This window comes from Bartonella vaga (assembly GCF_037070895.1).
Taxonomy (GTDB): Bacteria; Pseudomonadota; Alphaproteobacteria; order Rhizobiales; family Rhizobiaceae; genus Bartonella.
Map to the genome: position 1 here is coordinate 211,175 of NZ_JAYMZK010000001.1, position 16,374 is coordinate 227,548.

Genomic DNA, 16,374 nt, shown 5'->3' on the forward strand with positions numbered 1-16,374 from the left:
CGCCAGTTTTACAAACTGTTTGTGGTCTGGACTGTCTCTTCACCGTGAAGCTTGCGCTCTTTAGGTGCCGCCCGTTCAGTCTCTACACCTTCCTCCTCTTTGAAAGGAGGCTTGGCTCGGGATTGGCATATAGTCTCCTATGAAGCTTTCCCCGAATTTGAGCAGATCCACTTTGAGGATTTCTCCTTAAAGCGCCCAATTTCTTTAGGAATCCTGTGCTCTATCCTACTGAGCTACGCAGACATCACCATACTTATTTCTTTAATAGAAGTACAAAAACGAATCAATTATATTCAATATGAATTAACGAATTTCTGCTAATTTTTGTTCCAAAAAAGTAAAAACTGCATCTGATGGAATGTTTTTTGCAATAAATGATTGTCCCAATCCACGTGTTAATATGAAGACCAAATTGTCTTGCGAAACTTTTTTATCCTGAGCAATGAATGACATTAGTGTTTCAGCATCTGGCAGTTTACCTGGAATATCTTTTAACTGTGTAGGCAGCCCTACGGCTTTAAGATGTGCTTCGATGCGGTGTGTGAGTGCGTGATCTATTAAATTGAGTTGGGCAGAGAATTGGTGGGCCAAAGTCATCCCAATCGCTACAGCTTCGCCGTGGATTAAACGCTTTGAATCGTAGGCGGTTGCTGTTTCAAGCATATGCCCAAATGTGTGACCAAGGTTTAATAATGCGCGTTCTCCCATTTCGCATTCATCGCGTGCTACAATGTCGGCTTTAAATTGGCATGAGCGGATAATGGCTTCTGTTCGTATCGGGCCATTAGAAAAAACTTTTTGCCCGTTTTTTTCAAGCCATTCAAAGAAATCGGGCTGGTTAATAAGTCCATATTTGACTATTTCCGCGTAACCTGCGCGAAATTCACGTAATGGTAGTGTATCAAGAATACAAGTATCCGCAATAACGCATCGTGGTTGATAAAACGTACCAATAAGATTTTTACCATATTTGCTATTGATTCCAGTTTTTCCACCAACAGAGGAGTCAATTTGTGCAAGAAGCGTTGTGGGCATCTGAATGAAGTTCATACCACGGCGTATAATACTTGCGGCAAACCCTACTAGGTCACCAACGACACCACCACCAAAAGCAATAACGCAATCACCTCTTTCTAGACGCGCGGCAAGAATTTTATCAATGACAGTTTGTAGGGTCGAAAATGATTTTGATTGTTCCCCTGCCTCTACAATGATAGGAACAGTACGAATTTTATTTTTTGTTAGTTCTGCCTGTAATATCTCCAAGTGGAGAGATGCGACATTTGTATCTGTAATCAGTGCCAGGCGCGTTTTTTGTAAATCTTTTTTGTTAAGAGAAAGCTTAATCTGTGAAGCAACCTGTGCAATGAGGTCTGAACCAATAATGATATCGTAACAGTACTTGTTCAGTTTAACAGTGACGATTTTGGCTTGCATGGTTGTTATTCCTATTATTATTTTCTGTAGAGAGGTATTTCTGTACAGCTCGTATAACATTTTGTGCTATGGTATGAAGGCTTTCTTCGTGGTTGTTAATTGTTAAGTTAGCTTTTGCATAGATAGGATAACGCTGTTCCATAAGTTTTTTCATGGTTTCTTTAGGATTTTTTGTTTTAAGCAGTGGTCGTGTTGGATGCCTCGAAACACGTTGCATTAGGATATCAAGATCTGCTTTGAGCCAGATGGATATTCCATTTTGATGAATGGCGTTTTGTATGTCTTGGTTTATGTAGGAACCGCCACCTGTTGCTAAAACAAGAGGACTTTTTTTTATAAGGTTTAGAATAATACTCCGTTCAAGAGTACGAAATTCTGGCTCACCATAAGTTTTAAAGAATTCGGTGATGGTCATTTTTGCAGCTTTTTCGATTTCTTGATCAGAATCATAAAAGGGCAAATGGAGTAGTGTGGCAACGTGTTTTCCAATTGCTGATTTACCTACACCCATCAGACCGATAAGCACGAGTGCTCGTTTATCAAGAGATAATAAGAGTTGATTTTTTATTTGCGTTATCGGTATATGTTTAGATCGATTAGTTTTCATGGTGTTGTTTCTTTAATTTTTGCTTTAAAGTTAGCTCCTGTTAATCTTTATAAGGTATTATAGAAATAGAATATTTTGAGGATAGGTTATGGCCTTATGCCAACATTGACCAGATTTTTAATGATTCTTTTCATTTTTTGTGCTGTTCTTTTCGGTGTAATGATTACTCTTGTAGTTTATGTTGAACCAATAACAGTGGATACGCATATTGATGTTCCTCTAGATTTATCAGATCTTTCTTTGAGCGTAAATCGATGAAAAGTGGTGTTTTGATAGATCGTTTTCTTGAAATGATGAGCGCTGAGCGAGGAGCTTCCACTCATACGCTTGCAGCTTATCATCATGATTTACAGTGGGCACAAGATGAATTATCTCCACATTCGGTGTCACTTTTTTCAGCTCAAAGAAAAGACTTAATTGATCTTTTGTTTCTTATGCATACTCTTGGTTTTACAGCATCTTCGCAAGCGCGTCGTTTATCGACCTTGCGTCAGTTTTATCAGTTCCTTTATGCAGAAGGATTGAGAGCAGATGATCCCTCTAATAATATTGATGTACCTCGTCAGGGGCGTCCTTTGCCTAAAATCATTAGTGAAGATGCGGTGACAAAATTACTTGATTTGGCGCAATTGGAAGTAAATCAAGCGGATTATGGATCCAAGAATCATTTTCGTGCATTGCGTCTTCAGGTGTTGATTGAAATGCTTTATGCAACGGGATTACGTATTAGTGAGTTGGTGAGTCTTCCGGTGCAAGCTGTCCGAGGGACAGAATACAGTATTTTGGTTTGCGGGAAGGGCAAAAAAGAACGAATAGTAATATTTTCAAAAAAAGCGAGCCAAGTTCTTGCGCAGTGGTTAATACTACGTGATCAAGGAAAAGGTGCGAAAAGTATTTATCTTTTTCCTGCGGGTTCGGAAACAGGGTATCTTGCTCGTCAAGTTGTTGCACGAGAGTTAAAAAGCCTCGCCAGAAGAGCGGGAATAAAAAGTGTTGGCCTTTCTCCCCATATGTTGCGCCATGCTTTTGCTAGCCATCTTTTGCAAAATGGTGCTGATTTGCGTACAGTTCAACATTTGTTAGGTCATTCTGATATTTCTACCACTCAGATTTATACACATGTATTGGAAGCAGGGCTGTATCGTTTGGTCAATGAGCATCACCCACTTGTCGACGAGCAAAAGGCCAGGTAAAGAACGGGTGATGTTTTTGAAAAATACTTTATACTGCAGTGTATAAGTTACGCTAAATAAGTTAGGTACAATGTATAATTATCTTGATTTTGAAAAACCAGTTGCTGATCTTGATGGGAAAATTCTTGAATTAAAAAAGATTTCTCAGGAAGAAGGCAGTCTTGATATGAGTGACGAAATTGCACGCCTTGAAATGCGTTCCCAAACAGCCTTGCATGATATTTATAAAAAATTGTCGCCATGGCAAAAAACACAAGTCGCTCGCCATCCTGATCGTCCTCATTTTTTGGACTACTCTACGCGATTACTGAGTGATGTTACACCTTTGGCAGGAGACCGAAAATTTGCTGAAGATGAAGCTATTCAAGCTGGGTTTGCACGTTTTAAAGGTGAATCAGTTGCTTACATAGGCCAAGAGAAAGGTCATGATACGCAAACACGTTTACGTTATAATTTTGGTTCTGCACGTCCAGAAGGGTATCGCAAAGCGGTACGTATTATGGAAATGGCTGATCGTTTTGGTTTGCCATTACTCACTTTTGTCGATACAGCAGGGGCTTATCCTGGTGTGAGTGCTGAAGAACGCGGTCAAGCAGAGGCAATTGCTCAATCCACAGCAGCAACTTTGCGCTTAAAAGTTCCTGTTGTTTCAGTTGTGATTGGAGAGGGTGGTTCAGGAGGGGCGATAGCAATTGCAGCAGCTAATAAAGTTTATATGTTGGAGCATGCAATTTACTCTGTTATTTCTCCAGAAGGAGCAGCTTCTATTTTATGGCGTGATCCAACTCGCGCGAAAGATGCTGCAATGAATATGCGTATTACGGCTCAAGACTTGTATGGATTAAAGATTATTGATGGCATTATTCCGGAACCTTTAGGAGGAGCACACCGTAGCAAAGAGACCGTGATTGATGCAACGGGTAATGTTATCTCTACAGCTTTAGAGTCTATGGCTGGTAAAGACGGTGAAGTTCTTAAAAAAGATCGTTGGGAAAAATATCTGCAAATTGGTAGGTCTCTTGCATAAGTCATTTTTCGTGAAAAGACGGATTGGAGTTTTGTTCTATGATATTAAAGAGATCCTTCACAATATACCTTTTATTTTTAATTGGAATATTGGTAGCATGTGAGGGAAGATTGCCAACTTCTTTGCGCGCTAAAACTGAACAGCCACTACCAAGGAAAATTCAAAATAGAATGATTACGTATAACGTTGATCGGTATGCGCCAATTATGATGCGTTTTTTTAAGGAAGAAAATGTTGCTGAAGTTTGGAAGCAGTCCCGTTCAGGGTCTTTTCTTCTGGTGGCAAGTTATGATATTTGCAAATGGTCTGGTCATCTTGGGCCTAAATATAGGGAAGGTGATTTCCAAACACCGGAAGGTTTTTATACTGTTAGTGCTGACCAAATGAATCCTTATTCGAAATATTATCTTTCTTTTGATATAGGATTTCCTAACATTTATGATAAAAGTAATGGGCGCACAGGAAGCTATCTTATGGTGCATGGTTCTTGTTTTTCTGCTGGTTGTTATGCCATGAGTGATAAGAATATGGCGCAGATTTATGCTTTTGCACGGGATGCTTTTATAGGTGGACAGAAAGAATTTCAATTACAGACTTTTCCATTCCGCATGACTGAAGCTAATATGGCGCGTCATAAGAATAATCCTCATTATCGATTCTGGATTATGCTTAAGGAAGGCTATGATTTTTTTGAAAAAAATCATAAACCGCCGGTGGTTAATGTGTATGAAAAACGCTATGTTTTCAATTATGATATTGATAAAACTTTAGCTTCTAGAACACTGTAAGTATCATTTATCATTAAATGGAGCTCTCTTTGCTTCTTTCAGAATACTTTTTCTTTTATCATGGTATGTTAGCGTTTGTAGTTAATAATTAATAAGGCGTTTTGAAAATTGGCAATAGTGTCCGTCAAATGTTTTTATTGATTAATGGTTTGAGAAAAAACTAAAACTTTATTCCTGGAATAACTAGAGGGTTGTTTAATATAGCTGTTTTGTCTGCTGTATCTATTGCTGGTTTATTTAAAAAAGCATTGAAGAGTTTTTGTATCTCTTCTTTTTCAACACCATCAGAAATTATGACAAAACGCGTTTGTGTAATTCCTTTGGGCCATGCTGGAAGTCTTATCGGTGGATGAAAAAATGTTTGAATACCGTGTAACACAAGTGGGCGATGCGGGTCATCATGTAATGCGATAATTGCTTTAATACGTAATAATTTTTTACCGTAACGGTTTTTTAGAAGATCTAAAAAAGCTTCAATAACAGCATAATCAATTGGTTCCTCACAATCTAGTGAAAAGGCATGAATAGTCCACGGGTGGGTGTGATCATGGGGAAAAAGATTAAGACATTTTTTAAGTTGTATATTTTTTTCTTTTGCATCCCATAATGTCTTATTTATTAATATATTTGAACAAGAGTGGTTAGAATGTACATCAATAATTTGTGCTATAGGATTAATTATTTTAAGTGTGTTGAGTAGCGTATTTTGAGGTATCCTTGGGGTTGGAATGTCTGTTTTTGTGAGGATAATTTTGTCAGCAAGTGCTAATTGCTTATGTATTTCAGGATAGCGCTCAAATATGGAAAATGTGTTTAATGTATTAAATGTTGCAAGAACAGCGTTTATGGATAATGCTTGAGTTAAGCTAGGGTGGTTTAGAAGAGCTTGTAAAATAGGAGCAGGATCAGCCATTCCTGTTGTTTCAACGATAATATGATTAAGTCGTTTGAGATGTCTTGTCTGAACGCGATTAATTAAATCTATTAATGTATCTATGAGGTCACTGCGTAAATTGCAGCATAAGCAACCATTTGCGAGCTCTATGATTCCTTCAGTCGTTTTTTCAACTAAAAGGTGGTCAATACTTACTTCGCCAAATTCATTGATGATGACAGCACTATTAGCCAAAAGAGGATCACGTAGCATACGGTTGAGCAACGTTGTCTTTCCAGAACCTAAAAAGCCGGTAATAAGTGTGATAGGAATTCGTTTTGTTTTTATGCTCATCATTGACTGTGATTTGCGGCCTTTGTTATCGGGCTCTCTGCTTGTTTTTTACGCGGAATAGGATATTTTTTTAGCGGTTTTTCTTTGATTTTGTGTTTTTTGGGTGCACTAATGAGTCGTACGGGTAAAGGAAGAAAAAAAGCAGGTGAAGCAGCGATAAAAGGTGAAGTGAGGATAATATTTCCCTGATCATCATAGGACTCTGTATGTATTTTGATGCCATCATTTGTGCATATTTGTTGTCTCATATCACTTGCTTGTGTCATTTTTTTACCATAAGGTTTTAGTGTCTCCAGTGTTAATTGCGGCGTGCCTTTATGCAAAAAACCTTCTTCAAGTAGCTGTGCGGCCTTTTCTTCCCTTTCGTTGATGTTATTAGACCCTAAAATGACAGTAATTATTGTGCGCTTATTGCGGGTTGCTGAAGCAACAAGATTATAACCAGAGGCACAAATAAATCCTGTTTTCATGCCATCTATTCCATCAAAACGACCAATGAGGTTATTTGAATTTAGTTGGATTTTTTGTTGGTCACCAAAATCAATGGCTGGGATAGAAAAATAATGGGCATATTGAGGAAATTCCCTACGAAGCTGAACCGCTAAAAGAGCCATATCGCGTGCTGTGGAGTAATTTTGTGGGTTGGGTAAACCACTTGCATTGGTAAAATGGGTACCAAACATGCCTAGGCGTTGAGCCTCAGCATTCATTTGTTCTACAAAAGCTTCTTGTGAACCAGCAATTGCTTCACTCATACTGATAGCTAAGTCATTGGTAGATTTAACCATGGTTATGCTTAAAGCTGTATCAAGTGTGAGGACGGAACCAGCTGCATAGCCTGAACGATATGCAGGAGCCTTTACTGCAGATTTGCTGATGGTAATGAGTTTGTTGGGTGAAACTTTTCCTGTGCTCATGGTGCGAAAAATAACATAAGCGGTCATTAATTTTGTTAAGGATGCTGGATACCAACGCTCAAAAGCTTGATTATGTTCCAGAACTTGTTTAGTCGCAAGATCAACAGAAATAAAGGGTTGAGCCAGAGCAAGTGTGCTTACTAAACTCAACATGAAAGACAAAAATAAATTGTGTAAGGATCGTTGCATTAAGTCCCATTCCTTTTTATAGGTTATTTAGAACTGTTCCAATGTAGTACAAAAAGCTTTTAAATTCACAATATAGAAAGCAAATTATTAATTACGTATCAGTTTTTTCATGATTAAAAACAAGCTCTTATCTTTATTTTTCCCCTTGAATTCAATTTTACAGCTTGCAAGAGTCTCTAAGATAACATCTTTTAGTTTTATATCCTATAATGTAATTATGTCCCCCACGAAAAGTAGTTCACTATTGAACTGCTTATTCATATAATTCCTTTAAAGAGATATCTCGCTTTTTTCCATCCCATATCTTGGCACGACTCATGAGTGGTATAATATAAAGCTTATTGGGTCATTGCTATATTTATTATTATGAGGGAGAATGTTCTCATCACATTATATTTTATAGTATTTCCAATGTCGCAATTACTTTTGTATTGAGATGGTTCATAAAAGGTATATTCTTTTCTTTTTCAAATGGTTTTGCTTATATGTCTCTCTTTTTTTTAACTAGAAAGCGAACACTTTTTTATAATTATAGTAGGATAAAATATCCTGCACCTGGTACTTTATGCTTAATAAAAAGTAGTAACTTATTTTTATAAATCAATTTTTTAGCTTATAATTCTTCAGTTTTTTGAGTTTTTTTATAGCGCAAGGTGGCATAGGCGGAGGATTAGAATCTTGGGCTGCTAATAAAAGCAGTTCATCACAGTTTTTTTCCGTTTTTTGGATAAGTTGATCTAGGAAATCGCGTTTACTTAAGCCAGCTTCTATAGGGGGGAGAATGCGAACCCGAATTGTTCCAGGATAGCGACGAAAATTGTTGCGCGGCCAATATAAGCCAGCATTGTGTGCAATGGGAACAACTTGAAGCCCCAATTCATTGTAGAGAGCAACAATCCCTGATTTATAATTTGGTTCTTGACCTGGCTGTCGGCGTGTCCCTTCAGGGAATATTAGAATTTGACGCCCTTGTTTCACTTTTTTTTTAGCTTTTTGTATAATAGCTTTTAAGGCTTTAATGGGTGTTGTTCGGTTAATTGGAATAATTTGTGTTTTTGCCATGTACCAGCCAAAAAATGGAATCCACGTCAGCTCACGTTTTAGAATGAGGGTGGGATCATCAAGATAGGGAATAAGGCCAAAGGTTTCCCACGCAGATTGATGTTTTGGAGCAATGATGTAGGCTCCTTTGGGGAGGTTTTCTAATCCTTCAATTTCATAGCGTGTACCTGCAATATATTTTTGCAAAAAGAGGGTGAAACGCGCCCATGTTTTAGGAACAATCCACGCTTTTTTGCGTGGCATTAGAAAATAGACGGGAGCATAGAGAATCATTTGTATAAAAGTAGTTGTATAAAAAGCTAATGTAAAAAGAAGAGAACGAAAGATGAGCACTGCATTTTCCATTTTATATTTGCAAAAGTACCGTACATATAACCTAGTTTATGTGAGAAAACATCTCTCTTTTGTGTTTTTCAAACATCTATTTTTTCTAGAATTTATTTTTAGACATTTAAAAACATAAGGAAAGAGGCTGATGAAATTACAGGTTAGCCAAGATTCCCTTTTTATTCCACGAATTTTATCTATTTCTGGGACTGATCCTTCTGGTGGCGCTGGAATGCAAGCGGATCTGAAAGTTTTTTCAGCGATGAAGACTTATGGTATGAGTGTGGTTACAGCTGTTGTTGCACAAAACACACAAGGTGTCCGTGCTTTTAAAGCGTTAGATGCTTCTTTTGTTGCTGATCAAATTGATTCTGTTTTTGAAGATATCCATGTTGATGCTGTTAAAATCGGTATGGTAGCAAATGCTCAAATTGCAAAGATTATCGCAGAGCGTCTTGCTTATCACAAGGCGCGCTTTATTGTTTTTGATCCCGTTATGGTTGCAAAAAGCGGTGATCTTCTTTTAAAACTTGATACGATTGAAGTGATGCGTGATGTTCTTGTGCCGATGTCCACTTTAATCACGCCAAATTTGCCTGAAGCAGCTTTGTTGTTGGGATCTGATGTACAGTGGTCGTTAAACGCTATGTACCACTACGGTCCACGGCTTCTCGCTCTGGGTTGTAATGCAATTTTGTTGAAGGGAGGGCATTTGAGTACTCTTGCAAAAAAGAGTGCAGAAAATCACAATTCTTTTAGTCCAGATCTTTATTGTGATTCCAAAGGATCTGTTATGCTTGAAGGCTCTCGTTTCATAACTACTCATGATCATGGTACAGGTTGTACCATTTCAGCTGCTATTGCAGCTTTTTTACCTACACGGCCTTTGGTTTGTGCAGTTAGACAAGCAAAAGACTATTTAAATGGGGCTCTATATGCTTCAGAAGCGTTACAAGTAGGGAAGGGCCGAGGACCACTTCATCATTTCTACGAGTTATGGAAAAATATGTGAAACAACCGATTGTTGAAACGGAAACTTTCACTCTGCGGTTTTTTTCATAGTTGAATTATACCAAAGACTTAAACCCTATTTTAGATGGTGTAATAGTTTTTATTCTAAGCGAAAAAACGAGAATTAGCTTTTTATATGTATTTTTATCTTATGATCTGTTTAACAGAGAATTTTCTTAATCCTTGTTCATTGCAAGATAGAAATATTAAATAGAAATATTAAAGAGTAAAGTTCTCTGAGCATTCCCTTAACTTGCTGGTAAAGCATTTATGATGGAGTATGAAATTCTATTTGAATTCATTTCTAATAGCTATATCGACAGTACAATCAATCAAAAATAGAAAAAACAGATGGCATTCCGTAGCAGTTTTTGGCCTTCATTTTGCAAAATGTTGTCGAGGCATCCATCCACGTTCTGGATACGATGAACTGACATTTGCTCTAGATTCTGAACTCGTGGGAGAGGTGTTGAACGTTATCGGTGAATTGGCAGATGAGAGGTGCACAATAATTGTGGCACATGAAATGAGGTTTTCAGTGATGTTTCCAGAAAAGTCATTTTCCCGCAAAAAGAAATTATTGCTGAAGAAGGAAGGTCGAATCAGTTTTTTTACTACGTTGAAAATTAGGTCTGCCGATAATTTGTTTCACATTCGTTGTCGTACTGAAATTCTGCTAAGAACAGGACATTCTTAATCTGTAGTCGGTATTCGGTCGAGTTTAGGCTCGAACTGAGCTACAATAGAGTGCCTGTCGCCAGCATAAAGCAGATTGACCTTTGTTACGATACCGTTATGATTGCGGGTCAGGCGTTCAACAAGAAGGCAGGCGTCGCGCTCGGCAATTTGCAATATCCGCGACGTTTCCAAATCGGCCAATACGGCTGCAATGCGGTTGTCGGCTGTACTCCATGGAACCGTCTCGATTAGCCAATTTCCCGGTGCGATAGCCTTAAAATCGACGTTTTCAGCATTTGGTACGGTTTGAAGGTTGATGAGGCGTCGCTCAAGGCAAAATGGCCGCGCATTGGCAAGGTGAAGGCAGCTTATTGCAAGAACCACATCGCCTTGTCGCAAGTCCAGTTTTTGTCTTTCTTCCGGTTTTGCTTTGCGTTTTTCCTGTTCAAGAATGTTCCAACTGTAACTAAGCCCCATCGTTGCAACTTCTGTCGCAATTTCATTAATGGGCAAAATGGCAGACTGGCTTTGCGGCATACGGACAAATGTCCCTGATTTGCGCTTGCGTTCTACCATACCCGCTGCAGCAAGCTGCGTCATAACCTTGTTAACTGTCATACGTGAACAACCATAATGTTTAGCCAGATCAACTTCGAATGGCAAACGGTGTTTTGGCAACCAAATACCCGAGAGAATGTTATTTTGGATTTCGTGCAATATGCGCTGGTGTAGAGTTTTATCTTCTTTGGGTGTCATAACGTTATCTTATTCAATTCTATGACATCAGGCAAAGCACAGTTTGCGCAGATCACAATAAATTATGAGAAATCCATGTTATTTTTCAAACAAGGAACGCATAGTTTTTTGAAATGCTCCTGTTATCATTTGTCGCGCATGGTGTTGACCATTCTTGACGATTTCACGGCCCCCGATCCAAACACTCTCAACAGAGATATTGCCGGTGAAGATCCAATTATCTAATATAGCATCATCCACAAGCCAATCTTGTCCTTGACGGTCGAGTGCAACAAAATCAGCTGGTTGGCCGACATGTATGGCACTTTTGCAACCTAATGCTTTTTTTCCACCGGAAATAGCTTTTGTATATAGGTTGAGGCCATTGGACTGTTCTGTCGTTGCAACCACATTGCGCATGTGATTTTTTAATCGTAACGAATATTCAAGCTGACGCAATTCCTGATCGACAGAAATACAAACATTTGAGTCTGATCCGATACCGAAATCACCACCATGGTCAAGAAATTTCAAACCATTAAAAATACCATCGCCCAGATTGCCTTCCGTTATCGGGCAGAGACCGGCGATTGCGCCGGTCAAGGCCGCGCTTTTTGTTTCCCGTTCGGTCATGTGGGTAGCATGGATCAAGCACCATTTATCATCAACGGGCTGGTGTTCGAGCAACCATTCCACAGGGCGCTGTCCTGACCATGCGATACAATCATCCACTTCTTTTATCTGTTCGGCAATGTGGATATGGACGGGGCTGCCTTCAGTCATAGGCAAAATGGTTTCAAGTTCTTGTGGTGTCACTGCACGCAAACTATGCGGCGCAATACCAAGAACAGAACCATCAAGTTGTTTCAGGTGCCGCTTGCAGGATGTTAGAAGTTTGTAAAAAGTTTCGGGATTATTGATAAAAGGTTTTTGCCCGTCAATTGGTTCTATTCCTCCAAAGTTTGCATGAGCATAAAACACCGGTAGAAGTGTCAGGCGTATGGATGTTTTTTCGGCAGCTGCTGCAATACGACTTGCCATTTCACCAATGTCATCATAGGGCTTTCCATCAACATTATGATGCAGATAATGAAATTCTCCGACGCGTGTAAAACCAGCTTCCAACATTTCCATGTAAAGTTGGCTAGCTACATCTTCTAACTGCTGGGGTTTCATGGAAAGTGCAAGCCGATACATCTCCGTGCGCCAGCTCCAGAAACTGTCTATTGTGCTGCCGCGACGCTCGGCAAAACCAGCCATGGCACGCTGAAAAGCATGGCTGTGCAGGTTGGGCATGCCGGCAACCAGTGCTTGATAATGGTGTGCATGATCTGTAAGTTTCGTATCGGGGGTGATGGACTGTATCATCCCGTTTTCTACGCAGAGCGTGACATTATGTTGCCAAGCACGTCCAATCAGAGCAGTTTCTGAAAAAATTTTGTGCATTACGTCCTCCAAATTGCGCGTTTTTTAAAAGGGGCTTGCCAAGAAAAGTATTATGTATATACATTATAATCGCATTCAGGGAGGCTGCAATGGGAAAATTCACACCGCATGCTAATTTTGAAGAATTGGGCAAGGGTCGGTTTTTTTTTAAAAATGCGCGTCTCATGACGATGGCAGAAGGTTTTTCGGGCGTAGGTATCATTGAAGATGGTGTGCTCTATGTGGAAAATGGATTGATAGTATATTGCGGGTCTTCTGCTGGATTTAATCCAATTGAAGATGATACACGTATTATTGATTTACAGCAGCGCTGGGTTACACCTGGACTTATAGATTGCCATACGCACATTATCTACGGAGGAAATCGCGCAAAAGAATTTGAAATGCGGCTTGAGGGTGCTTCTTATGAAGAAATAGCGCGGGCAGGGGGGGGCATTACCTCCACGGTATCAGCGACAGCTTCGATGACCGTGGATGAATTAGCAACCTCAGCTTTGCCGCGGCTCGACCATTTGCTAAGTGAAGGCGTGACAACTATTGAAATCAAATCTGGTTACGGCCTTTCGGTTGAAGCTGAATTGAATATGCTTCGAGCCGCCAGAAAGATTGCTAATCTGCGCTCTGTTCATGTGTGCACAACCTGCCTTGCAGCTCATGCTGTGCCGCCGCTTTATAAAAATCGTATAGACGAATATATTGACGAAGTGGTTTTTCCCGTTATTGAACAAGGGCATGCGGAAGGTCTCATTGATGCTGTGGATGGGTTTTGTGAAAATATTGCTTTTTCTCCAGAGCAGATAGCTCGTGTCTTCAATAAAGCGAAAGAATTAAGTTTACCTGTTAAGTTGCATGCAGAACAATTGAGCAATCTTGGTGGTGCAAAATTGGCTGCTTCCTACGGTGCTTTGTCGGCAGATCATCTGGAATATCTCGACGAGGACGGTGTTCAAGCTATGGCAGCAGCGGGCACTGTGGCGGTTATTGTGCCCGGTGCTTTTTATACAATCCACGAAACCCGAAAACCTCCTATTGCACTTTTGCGTGCAGAAAATGTCCCCATTGCATTAGCAACCGATTGTAATCCCGGCACGTCGCCGCTGACGTCGCTACTATTGACAATGAATATGGCGGCAACGCTTTTTGATATCCGAGTTGATGAATGTTTGTCTGCAGTTACGCGCGAGGCGGCGCGTGCGCTTGGTATTCTGAAGTACTGCGGCACTCTTGAAAAAGGTAAGCGTGCTGATTTTGCAGTATGGGATATTGAGGAGCCTGCAGAGCTTGTCTATCGAATTGGCTTCAATCCTCTTCATGCCCATTATCGCTCATTGGCACCGTTTCCAAAAAATAACTTTAATTCTAAGTAACAGCTGAGAGAGGACATTATGAATTATATTTTAAAACCAGGACACGTTTCTCTTGATATATTAGAAGCCGTCTATTGGCACGGTGCTTTATGCAAGCTTGATTCATCCACAAACGCTGCTATTGAAAAAGGTGTTGCTCGCATTGCAGAAATAGTGGCAGGAAACGAGCCTGTTTATGGTGTGAATACGGGATTTGGTAAGCTCGCTTCCATAAAAATTGATGCGGCCGATGTGACAACTTTGCAAAGAAATCTTATCTTGTCGCATTGTTGTGGTATAGGCGCTCCGCTTCCTGAAAACATTGTTCGATTGATCATGACGCTTAAGCTCATTTCGCTTGGTCGGGGTGCTTCCGGTGTACGGCCGGAATTGATTGCTCTGATCGAAGCGATGCTGGAAAAAGGTGTTATCCCCGTCATTCCTGAAAAAGGATCGGTTGGTGCTTCTGGCGATCTAGCTCCATTGGCGCATATGGCGGCTGTTTTGATGGGTGAAGGTGAAGCTTTTTATCAAAATGCTCGTATGAGTGGTGCCGATGCTTTGGCAAAGGTAGGGTTAAAGCCTGTGGTGTTGCAAGCTAAAGAAGGATTAGCCCTGATTAATGGCACGCAGACATCGACTGCGCTTGCTCTTGCCGGTTTATTTCGAGGTTATCGTGCATTATGCGGAGCGCTTTTGGCGGGAGCTATGTCAACGGAAGCCATCATGGGATTATTAGCTCCTTTTCATCCAGATATCCACAGCTTGCGTGGGCATAAAGGGCAGATTGTTACTGCACAAAGTTTGCGCAAATTGCTTGAGGGTTCGCAGATACGCGTCAGTCATCTCAATAATGATGGGCGGGTACAGGATCCCTATTGTATCCGCTGCCAGCCGCAGGTTAATGGGGCATGTTACGATCTCCTTTCAGCGGCTGCTAAAACGCTTATCATTGAGGCAAATGCCGTAACCGACAATCCGTTGGTGTTGAGTGACAATAGCGTTGTGTCAGGTGGCAATTTCCATGCAGAACCAGTTGCATTTGCAGCTGACCAGATTGCTCTTGCGCTTTGCGAAATTGGTGCTATCGCACAACGCCGCATTGCGTTAATGGTGGATCCGGCATTGTCTTATGGCTTGCCGGCATTTTTGGTTAAAAAACCAGGGCTCAATTCTGGCTTGATGATTGCTGAAGTAACATCGGCTGCTTTGATGTCGGAAAACAAACAGATGGCGCATCCTGCGTCAGTCGATTCAACGCCGACTTCGGCAAATCAGGAAGACCATGTTTCCATGGCTTGCCATGGTGCGCGCCGTCTTTTGCAAATGAGCGATAACCTGTTTGCCATTATCGGGATTGAAACTATTGCGGCAGCACAGGGTATAGAGTTTCGTGCGCCGCTCAAAACCAGTCCGCTGTTATTGTCGGTTATTGAAAAATTACGCAAAGACGTGGCGACACTTGAAATAGACCGTTATATGGCTTCAGATTTGGAAAAGGGGCAGAAACTGGTGGCTGAAGGGATACTGCTTGGCGTGCTTCCGAGAGATATTTTTGTGGCACTGGAGGTTTAAGATGGATGTGTTCGATGTTAAATGTGGAAATAGCCCGCTCATATTGGCTTTTCCCCATACCGGCACCTTTATCCCTGAAAATATTCATCATAATTTGAACGAAAAAGGACAAATTCTTGCTGATACGGATTGGTATGTCGACCGGCTTTATGACGGTCTTGTCGACGATGTTACAACTGTTCGCGCTCTTTTCCATCGCTATGTTATTGATGCAAATCGTGATCCTGCTGATGTCAGCCTTTATCCGGGACAAAATACGACATCACTTGTACCGGTAACCGATTTTGATGGATGTCCTATTTGGTTTGAGAATCCCGATTCCGCTGAAATTGAACAGCGCAAAGAGCTCTATCATGCACCCTATCACGCTTCTTTACAGGCGGAAATTGATCGCGTGAAGGAGATGCATGGATTTGCTGTTTTGTATGACTGCCATTCAATTCGGTCACATATACCGTTTTTGTTTGAAGAAAAACTACCAGATTTCAACGTAGGGACTAATAGCGGCAAAACTACAATACCATCTATGGAGCAGGCAGTCTTGAACGTTTTGGTAAAAGCTGCAGGCTATGACCATGTTCTGAATGGACGGTTTAAAGGTGGCTGGACAACACGCCATTATGGTGATCCAGAAAACAATATTTATGCAATACAGATGGAGCTTGCGCAATCGACATATCTGGAAAAGGAAAAACCACCATTTGCCTATGATAGTGAAAAGGCAACGGCTTTGCAGATCCATCTCAAAGAGATTCTTGAAGCTATATTGGCTGATGTCAAAACATATTCAAACAATGGGAGATAAGAA

16 protein-coding genes are annotated in these 16,374 nt (G+C 40.5%); 9 read left to right on the plus strand and 7 right to left on the minus strand.

What is annotated here, in order from left to right; translation table 11 throughout:
• Positions 1-303: 303 nt before the first annotated feature.
• Both aroB and WCP76_RS00840 read right to left on the minus strand, forming a co-directional pair.
• Positions 304-1,437 (minus strand): 3-dehydroquinate synthase, encoded by a 1,134-nt coding sequence (aroB, locus tag WCP76_RS00835; protein WP_336293795.1) that lies wholly within the window; start codon positions 1,435-1,437, stop codon positions 304-306.
• On the minus strand, positions 1,412-2,044 hold the full coding sequence (locus WCP76_RS00840) for a shikimate kinase (protein WP_336293796.1): 633 nt from the start codon (positions 2,042-2,044) through the stop codon (positions 1,412-1,414). Before WCP76_RS00840 ends, aroB begins: the two co-directional genes overlap by 26 nt.
• A gap of 96 nt (positions 2,045-2,140) precedes the next feature.
• Here WCP76_RS00840 and WCP76_RS00845 point away from each other — a divergent pair, with 96 nt between their 5' ends.
• The 4 genes from WCP76_RS00845 (at position 2,141) to WCP76_RS00860 (ending at position 5,052) form a co-directional block, all read left to right on the plus strand.
• Positions 2,141-2,302, plus strand: a complete 162-nt coding sequence (locus WCP76_RS00845; RefSeq protein WP_336293797.1) for a hypothetical protein — start codon at positions 2,141-2,143, stop codon at positions 2,300-2,302.
• A complete protein-coding gene (locus WCP76_RS00850) occupies positions 2,299-3,237 on the plus strand; it encodes a site-specific tyrosine recombinase XerD (RefSeq protein WP_336293798.1) in 939 nt (312 codons plus the stop codon). Before WCP76_RS00845 ends, WCP76_RS00850 begins: the two co-directional genes overlap by 4 nt.
• 70 nt (positions 3,238-3,307) lie before the next feature.
• Positions 3,308-4,264 (plus strand): acetyl-CoA carboxylase carboxyltransferase subunit alpha, encoded by a 957-nt coding sequence (locus WCP76_RS00855; protein WP_336293799.1) that lies wholly within the window; start codon positions 3,308-3,310, stop codon positions 4,262-4,264.
• Between the two features lie 38 nt (positions 4,265-4,302).
• On the plus strand, positions 4,303-5,052 hold the full coding sequence (locus WCP76_RS00860; RefSeq protein WP_336293800.1) for a L,D-transpeptidase family protein: 750 nt from the start codon (positions 4,303-4,305) through the stop codon (positions 5,050-5,052).
• Between the two features lie 160 nt (positions 5,053-5,212).
• Here the strand turns inward: WCP76_RS00860 and WCP76_RS00865 are convergent, their stop codons facing one another.
• The 3 genes from WCP76_RS00865 to WCP76_RS00875 form a co-directional block, all read right to left on the minus strand.
• Positions 5,213-6,283, minus strand: coding sequence for a CobW family GTP-binding protein (locus tag WCP76_RS00865; protein WP_442894697.1), 1,071 nt, complete (start codon positions 6,281-6,283; stop codon positions 5,213-5,215).
• Positions 6,280-7,386 (minus strand): D-alanyl-D-alanine carboxypeptidase family protein, encoded by a 1,107-nt coding sequence (locus WCP76_RS00870; protein WP_336293801.1) that lies wholly within the window; start codon positions 7,384-7,386, stop codon positions 6,280-6,282. Before WCP76_RS00870 ends, WCP76_RS00865 begins: the two co-directional genes overlap by 4 nt.
• 600 nt (positions 7,387-7,986) lie before the next feature.
• The gene (locus WCP76_RS00875) at positions 7,987-8,793 is read right to left on the minus strand and encodes a lysophospholipid acyltransferase family protein (protein ID WP_336293802.1); all 807 of its coding nucleotides are present in this window, start codon (positions 8,791-8,793) and stop codon (positions 7,987-7,989) included.
• A gap of 130 nt (positions 8,794-8,923) precedes the next feature.
• On the opposite strand from WCP76_RS00875, the gene thiD reads away from it, so the two are divergent.
• Together thiD and WCP76_RS00885 are read left to right on the plus strand one after the other, a co-directional pair.
• Positions 8,924-9,787, plus strand: coding sequence for a bifunctional hydroxymethylpyrimidine kinase/phosphomethylpyrimidine kinase (gene thiD / locus WCP76_RS00880; protein WP_336293803.1), 864 nt, complete (start codon positions 8,924-8,926; stop codon positions 9,785-9,787).
• 291 nt (positions 9,788-10,078) lie between these two features.
• Entirely contained in the window at positions 10,079-10,483 is a 405-nt protein-coding gene (locus WCP76_RS00885; protein WP_336293804.1) for a hypothetical protein, read from the plus strand.
• Here WCP76_RS00885 and hutC read toward each other — a convergent pair.
• Both hutC and WCP76_RS00895 read right to left on the minus strand, forming a co-directional pair.
• Positions 10,480-11,220, minus strand: coding sequence for a histidine utilization transcriptional repressor HutC (gene hutC, locus WCP76_RS00890; RefSeq protein ID WP_336293805.1), 741 nt, complete (start codon positions 11,218-11,220; stop codon positions 10,480-10,482). The genes WCP76_RS00885 and hutC overlap by 4 nt on opposite strands.
• A gap of 78 nt (positions 11,221-11,298) precedes the next feature.
• The gene (locus tag WCP76_RS00895; RefSeq protein ID WP_336293806.1) at positions 11,299-12,645 is read right to left on the minus strand and encodes a formimidoylglutamate deiminase; all 1,347 of its coding nucleotides are present in this window, start codon (positions 12,643-12,645) and stop codon (positions 11,299-11,301) included.
• An 89-nt stretch (positions 12,646-12,734) separates the two neighbouring features.
• On the opposite strand from WCP76_RS00895, the gene hutI reads away from it, so the two are divergent.
• Genes hutI through hutG form a run of 3 tightly spaced genes read left to right on the plus strand, consistent with a single transcriptional unit; the run spans position 12,735 to position 16,371 of the window.
• Positions 12,735-14,012, plus strand: coding sequence for an imidazolonepropionase (hutI, locus tag WCP76_RS00900; protein WP_336293807.1), 1,278 nt, complete (start codon positions 12,735-12,737; stop codon positions 14,010-14,012).
• Between the two features lie 18 nt (positions 14,013-14,030).
• Complete coding sequence (gene hutH / locus WCP76_RS00905) at positions 14,031-15,566, plus strand: histidine ammonia-lyase (protein ID WP_336293808.1); 1,536 nt, start codon at positions 14,031-14,033, stop codon at positions 15,564-15,566.
• 1 nt (position 15,567) lies between these two features.
• Positions 15,568-16,371 (plus strand): N-formylglutamate deformylase, encoded by an 804-nt coding sequence (hutG, locus tag WCP76_RS00910; RefSeq protein WP_336293809.1) that lies wholly within the window; start codon positions 15,568-15,570, stop codon positions 16,369-16,371.
• The last annotated feature ends 3 nt before the right edge of the window (positions 16,372-16,374 follow it).

Excerpts from the sequence above, each read along its gene's own strand:
- aroB (WP_336293795.1), bottom strand. The coding sequence starts at position 1,437 with ATGCAAGCCAAAATCGTCACTGTTAAACTGAACAAGTACTGTTACGAT.
- WCP76_RS00840 (WP_336293796.1), bottom strand. The coding sequence starts at position 2,044 with ATGAAAACTAATCGATCTAAACATATACCGATAACGCAAATAAAAAAT.
- WCP76_RS00845 (WP_336293797.1), top strand. The coding sequence starts at position 2,141 with ATGCCAACATTGACCAGATTTTTAATGATTCTTTTCATTTTTTGTGCT.
- WCP76_RS00850 (WP_336293798.1), top strand. The coding sequence starts at position 2,299 with ATGAAAAGTGGTGTTTTGATAGATCGTTTTCTTGAAATGATGAGCGCT.
- WCP76_RS00855 (WP_336293799.1), top strand. The coding sequence starts at position 3,308 with ATGTATAATTATCTTGATTTTGAAAAACCAGTTGCTGATCTTGATGGG.
- WCP76_RS00860 (WP_336293800.1), top strand. The coding sequence starts at position 4,303 with ATGATATTAAAGAGATCCTTCACAATATACCTTTTATTTTTAATTGGA.
- WCP76_RS00865 (WP_442894697.1), bottom strand. The coding sequence starts at position 6,283 with ATGATGAGCATAAAAACAAAACGAATTCCTATCACACTTATTACCGGC.
- WCP76_RS00870 (WP_336293801.1), bottom strand. The coding sequence starts at position 7,386 with ATGCAACGATCCTTACACAATTTATTTTTGTCTTTCATGTTGAGTTTA.
- WCP76_RS00875 (WP_336293802.1), bottom strand. The coding sequence starts at position 8,793 with ATGGAAAATGCAGTGCTCATCTTTCGTTCTCTTCTTTTTACATTAGCT.
- thiD (WP_336293803.1), top strand. The coding sequence starts at position 8,924 with ATGAAATTACAGGTTAGCCAAGATTCCCTTTTTATTCCACGAATTTTA.
- hutC (WP_336293805.1), bottom strand. The coding sequence starts at position 11,220 with ATGACACCCAAAGAAGATAAAACTCTACACCAGCGCATATTGCACGAA.
- WCP76_RS00895 (WP_336293806.1), bottom strand. The coding sequence starts at position 12,645 with ATGCACAAAATTTTTTCAGAAACTGCTCTGATTGGACGTGCTTGGCAA.
- hutI (WP_336293807.1), top strand. The coding sequence starts at position 12,735 with ATGGGAAAATTCACACCGCATGCTAATTTTGAAGAATTGGGCAAGGGT.
- hutH (WP_336293808.1), top strand. The coding sequence starts at position 14,031 with ATGAATTATATTTTAAAACCAGGACACGTTTCTCTTGATATATTAGAA.
- hutG (WP_336293809.1), top strand. The coding sequence starts at position 15,568 with ATGGATGTGTTCGATGTTAAATGTGGAAATAGCCCGCTCATATTGGCT.